Raw genomic sequence first — 5,473 nt, 5'->3', positions numbered from 1 at the left:
TTTGCGGGACTGTCCCGGCTGTCTCCGGGGCAGCGCGGGGGGCGTGGTCATCGATGGGGCCGGGGACCTGTACACCAAGGCGGCGGGCCGGGACCTCCTGTTAGCCGCCCACCTGGCGGGCTGCGCCTTTCCGGGACGGCCCCTGGCGGAGGCCACGGGGGCCCTTCAAAACTTCACCGTCCAGGCCCGGAACGGGAACTGCGATCTGGAAACAGCCTACCGCCGGGCCGTCTCGGACCTGGCGGACCGGGTGCTGGGCTTCGCTCCCCTCCGGCGGCAAAGGCCCAAGGTCCTGGCCCTCCACGCCTCCAGCCGCTCCACCTCCAACACCCTGGACCTCTGGGGCCGGGTGCGGGCGCGGATCGAGGGGGCCTGTGAGGTCCGGGAGATCGGCCTGCGGAACGGGACCCTGGAGGACTGCGCCGGGTGTCCCTACACCACCTGCCTCCATTTCGGGGAGCGGGGGGGCTGCTTCTATGGTGGCGTCATGGTCCAGGAGGTGTTTCCCGCCCTCCGGGAGGCGGACGCGGTGGTCCTCCTCTGCCCCAACTACAACGACGCCCTTTCCGCCAACCTCACCGCCGCCGTGAACCGGCTGACGGCCCTCTACCGCGCCGCCTCCTTCGAGNNCAAGGCGGTCTTTGCCATCGTGGTCTCCGGNTACTCCGGCGGGGACCTTGTGGCCAGCCAGGTGGTCTCGGCCCTGTGCGTCAACAAGGGCTTCCGCCTCCCTCCTGGGGCCATCCTCATGGAGACCGCCAACGACGCCGGGGCGGCCCTGCGCCTGCCGGGCATTGAGGGGCGGCTGGAGCGGTTCGCGGAGAATCTGCTGGAGCAGCTGAAACTGTAACCATATTTTGAACTCTGGGGGGCGAGCCTTGCGGTNTTCCCCGGAGCGTGGTAAGATGGGAACAAGTCATCTGAAAAGNAGTACCCCCTCATGAAAAAAATTTTCCTGCCCCTGCTGGCCCTCCTCTGCCTGGTTCTCCCGGCCCGGGCGGCGGGCTTTTACGACCTCCCGGCAGACCACTGGGCCCAGGAGGAGATCCGGCGGGCGGTGGACGCCGGAGTGGTGAACGGTTACGGTGACGGCTCCTTCCAGCCGGGCCGGGACGTGACCGCCGCCCAGTTCTGCGCCATGCTCTCCCGCTCCTTCCGCGCCGAGGAGTATGCCGCCGCGAAGGAGGGGAAGTACCAGGCCATGGAGGCGTGCCTCCCGGTTCTGGAGGGCACGTCGCTGAAAGAAACCTACCGGTCCCTGGGGAAGCGCTGGGACCGCTATGTGGACCAGCCCCTGACCCGCTATGACATGGCTCAGATCATTTACAACCTGGTTCTGGAAAAGGACGCCCTCCAGGAGACCATCCAGCTTTCCACCACGGACATCGCCGACTGGACGGATATCCCCGACGGCTGTCACACCGCCGTCTTCACCTGCTGGGGCATGGGACTTCTAAAGGGACAGGCCGACGGCCGCTTCGCCGGGGAGGATTCCCTGAACCGGGCCCAGGCCTCCGTGATCTGGTCCCGCCTGGACGCGCTGTTCAACGGGCCCCGGGAGATCCCGGCGGACCCGGACGAGGGCGTGGAGGTCCAGGAAATGCCCGCCTTCGGCCTCCAGGGGGAGGAGACGGTCCAGGAGATGATGAACCGGGTGAACCGGGAGACCCCTCTGTGTAAGGAGGGCCGCCTCCCCAACGGCAAAACCCGGAGCGGGGAGAACATCGCCGAGCTTTTGGAGCTGGTGAAGCAGGGCTGTCCCGACGGCACGGTCTGGAGCGACACCGTGCGCTATGACTACCGCGCCCCCCAGTTCAGCCCCACCCACGGCTGCCTTGCCTTCGGCCTGGCGGTCAGCGATTTCGTCTTTGGCGAGGAGACCCCCGTCACCCAGCACCGCCGGCTTCCCGACCTGGCCGTGGGGGATGTCGTCTACATCCGCTTTGACAATGTGGAGCGGGTGCTGATCCTNNCCGGCGTGGACCANGAGGAGGGGACCNNTACCNCCTGTGAGCTGGAGAAAAACGGCAAGGTGGACTGGGACCAGTGGGGCCCTCTCTCCGGCCTGGTGGACGCCGGGGACTTCACCACGGTGTTCCGCCGCTGGAGATGACGGCGGGAGCAGCTTTCGCAAGGAAAAAGAGGCGCTTATCGTTCCGATAAGCGCCTCTTGCGATCTATATGGCTGGCTCTTGAATGGTTCCCAGAATCCAGTTTACCCAGCTGGTGACGGTGGAGGCCCGCCGCAGATAGGTCTCCCTGGCCCCTATGCCGCAGAGGTTCGCCCCCTCCATGATCCGAACGACGGTCCGCTTATCCGGCATTTCCCCCCAGTGCAGGCAAAGCTCCAGGGTGTCGCGGAATGCCCTGTGCCTCAGGATCTCCCCCGCAATCGCCAGCTGGCGCTCCCTGTAGCCCAGCCCCATGACCCGCCGCCCGGAGCTGGAGAGCCAAAACAGGATATTGCCCTCCGGGTCTATCCCCTTTTCGATGAATCCCAGATAGCGCCCCGCGTCCGTGTAGTAGTTCGTCTGCCGCCCGTCGAACGCGTATTCCGACGTGATGTCCTGCTTTGTCATGGGCCGCTCGCTCAAAAGCTCCATCAGGTTTACGATTCGGGGCATCCGGTCCGCCTGGGGAAAGGGGATGCGGGGCTCCTCCGCCGTGGGCACGGTTCTCAAAAGATCCTCGATGTCGGACCGCCGGATCTCCGTGGCGACGGCGTAGTTTTTCTGCTTGACCAGCTCCAGGGAGTTGTAATTCCCAGGGTCCCGGAATTGATACTGGTGCAGGTGGAACGTGCCGTTTGAAAAGACCAGAAATACGGTCTTCACCGGCTTTGTCACCCGCCCGCTCCAAACGCGGAAGGGATAATAGAGCTGCCGGATGAGAAAGTCCCCGGCCAGGTCCCGCTTCGCCTCAAAAAGGGAGAGAAAGCGGGACCCCTCATAGGAGGCGTCAATCTCAATCTGGGAGTTGCGCACCTCCACGGCCATGGGGCGCCGGGCCGTGTCGATGCGGAATGCAAAGCCGCCGGAGCTCATGCGCCCGCTGACCGTGGGGGCAAGGGCGCCGTCCTCCTCCAGAAAATCGTGCAGGATTCCGCAGTCATACGCGCAGTTCAGGGCGATGGCCTCGCTGACAAGAAACTGGGGCATGAGGCTTTGAAACAGCGGGGGAATGAAAACCCGCTGCGCGTTTCCGACGGGCTCCTCAAAGTCATGATAGGCCGAAAAGGAGGAGATCACGTAGTCCCCCCGGCTGACCGGCAGAATCGCCAGGCCGTTTTCCGCGAAGACGGCGGGGAGGTTCACCCTGTGGTCAAACTTGGTCATCAGCCTGGGCTCCCGGAACTCCTTGATCTGGGCCGCCGATATGGGAAAGCAGCCCTTTTGCCCGATCTCCTCCAGGATGCGGTACTTGTCAAACAGCTTCTCCCAGGCGGCGTCATTCACTCCCATAGTTTCGGATCAGCACCTCCTCCACCGCCCCGCGCCTGCTCGCGTCGGCGTTGATGGCCCGCTTCGCCTTCACCACGAGGATCTCATAGTCCTGATACAACTCCTTGATAAAGTCCGTGGCGGAGTTGGAAAGGACGAATTTTACCCCCCGCCGCGTCAGATCGTCGCAGCACCGCTTCAGCCTGCGCTGCTCGTTTTTGTCAAAGCCCCCCTTGCTGTAGCCCGTGAAGCTCGCCGTATCGGAAACAGGGTCGTAGGGGGGGTCCAGGTACGCCAGCGCGCCCGGTTCGACGCGGGCCAGGGTCTTGGCGAAATCCTCATGGAAAAAGGTGACGCCGCCGGCGGCGAAATAGCGGTTCACCGCCCGCAAAACCGGCTCGTTTACAATATTGGGGTTTTTATAGCGCCCAAAGGGCGTGTTGAAGGCCCCGGCGGAGTTCACCCGGAACAGCCCGTTGAAGCAGGTCTTGTTCAGATAGATCAGCCTGGAGGCCCGCTCCACCTTGGACATGGCCTGATAGACCGTCTGGTCCCGGTCCAGGTCCCTGATTTTATAAAAGTACTCCGAGGTGTTTTCGTGTTTTTTGAGATCGTCGATCAGGGCCTCCACGTCGTCGCGGATCACCTCGTAAACCGCGATCAAGTCCCCGTTCAAATCGTTGACAACCGCCTTGGCGGGCTGAATGGAAAAGAGCACGGCCCCTCCGCCCAGGAAGGGCTCGCAGTAGGAGGTGATCCGCTTGGGAAACAGGGGGATAATCTCGCTTAACAGCTGGCGCTTTCCGCCGACCCACTTCACCACCGGCGCCGCCAATTGATTCTCCGCCATGCGCTCCGCCTCCTTTTCCATGGACTTTGTCCGTTTCATTATATCAAACCCCGCCGTTTTTTCAATACCCCCCTTCCATAAATTCCAGGCCCGCCGTTCTTTTCAGGGCCCCGGCGGCGGCGTTCGCCCTTGCAAACCCCCTTTCCGGGTGCTATGATAGGCTCAGCAAATAACGAAAGCGGTGACAGAACATGGCAATCATCGGCATCGACTTGGGCACCACCAACTCCCTGGCCGCCGTGTGGCGGAACGGGTGCAGCGAGCTTATCCCCAACGCCGCCGGGGAGTTCCTGACCCCCAGCGCGGTCAGCGTGGACGAGGACGGCTCCATCCTGGTGGGCCGGGCGGCCCGGGACCGGCTCATCTCCCACCCGGAGCGGACCGCCGCCCGGTTCAAGCGCTTTATGGGCACGGAAAAGACCTTTCGCCTGGGCGGCCGGACCTTCACGCCGGAGGAGCTTTCCGCTCTGGTGCTCCGCTCCTTGCGGGAGGACGCGGAGGCCTATCTGAAAGAGCCGGTGGAGGAGGCGGTGGTCAGCGTCCCCGCCTACTTTGCCGAGGCCCAGCGCTCCGCCACGAAACGGGCCGCGGCCCTTGCGGGGCTGAAGGCGGAGCGGCTGGTAAACGAGCCCTCCGCCGCCGCGGTGGCGGGCCGCATCGGCCAGGGGGAGGCGGACAAGGTCTGCCTGGTCTTCGATCTGGGGGGCGGCACCCTGGACGTTTCCCTGGTGGAGCGGTTCGGGAACGTGGTCAGCGTCACCGCCGTCAGCGGGGACAACCGCCTGGGGGGCTCCGACTTCGACCTGGCCATTGCCAGGGGCTTTTGCGAGGACTGCGGGCTGGACTTCGACGGCCTCACCCCCCGGCAGAAGGAGCTGCTGATCCGCCAGGGGGAGACCTGCAAAATGGCCCTGACCCGCCAGGAGATAGTGATCATGTCTGTGGACGACGGGAGCATTTCCGCCGCCCTGACCCTCTCCAACGAGTGGCTGATCCGCAAGTGCGGGGCCCTCTTCCGGCGGATGACCGCCCCCATCCAGCGGGTCTTCCTGGACGGCGGCGTCTCCCTCCAGGAGCTGGACGACCTGGTGATGGTGGGGGGCTCCAGCCACATGCCCGCCGTCCGGCGCTACATCGCCCGGGCCCTTCATAAAGAGCCCGTCCGGGACAGCCGCCCCGACAC

5 protein-coding genes are annotated in these 5,473 nt (G+C 64.6%); 3 read left to right on the top strand and 2 right to left on the bottom strand.

The features are described from left to right. Both JX325_RS12200 and JX325_RS12195 read left to right on the top strand, forming a co-directional pair. Positions 1–850, top strand: an 850-nt coding sequence (locus tag JX325_RS12200) for an NAD(P)H-dependent oxidoreductase (RefSeq protein ID WP_204791384.1), incomplete at its 5' end; no start/stop codon positions are given. Positions 851–940: 90 nt separating this feature from the next. Then, positions 941–2,113 (top strand): S-layer homology domain-containing protein, encoded by a 1,173-nt coding sequence (locus tag JX325_RS12195; RefSeq protein ID WP_204791383.1) that lies wholly within the window; start codon positions 941–943, stop codon positions 2,111–2,113. Between the two features lie 64 nt (positions 2,114–2,177). On the opposite strand, the gene JX325_RS12190 is transcribed toward JX325_RS12195, so the two are convergent. Beyond that, positions 2,178–3,461 (bottom strand): transcriptional regulator, encoded by a 1,284-nt coding sequence (locus tag JX325_RS12190; protein WP_243414071.1) that lies wholly within the window; start codon positions 3,459–3,461, stop codon positions 2,178–2,180. Beyond that, positions 3,448–4,329 (bottom strand): DNA adenine methylase, encoded by an 882-nt coding sequence (locus JX325_RS12185; protein ID WP_374220616.1) that lies wholly within the window; start codon positions 4,327–4,329, stop codon positions 3,448–3,450. The genes JX325_RS12190 and JX325_RS12185 overlap by 14 nt, the downstream gene beginning before the upstream one ends. A gap of 152 nt (positions 4,330–4,481) precedes the next feature. Between JX325_RS12185 and JX325_RS12180 the strand changes: the two genes are divergently transcribed. After that, the coding region (locus JX325_RS12180; protein WP_204791382.1) for an Hsp70 family protein at positions 4,482–5,473 on the top strand (992 nt) is incomplete at its 3' end.

This window comes from Oscillibacter sp. CU971, from assembly GCF_905219725.1.
In the GTDB taxonomy this organism is placed as follows: Bacteria; Bacillota; Clostridia; order Oscillospirales; family Oscillospiraceae; genus Oscillibacter.
Note: the sequence above shows the minus strand (reverse complement) of the source record. Positions and strands in the feature narration are given on the sequence as shown.

Bases quoted from the DNA above. Each gene is read 5' to 3' on its own strand.
- JX325_RS12190 (WP_243414071.1), bottom strand. From the start codon at position 3,461: ATGGGAGTGAATGACGCCGCCTGGGAGAAGCTGTTTGACAAGTACCGC.
- JX325_RS12185 (WP_374220616.1), bottom strand. From the start codon at position 4,329: ATGAAACGGACAAAGTCCATGGAAAAGGAGGCGGAGCGCATGGCGGAG.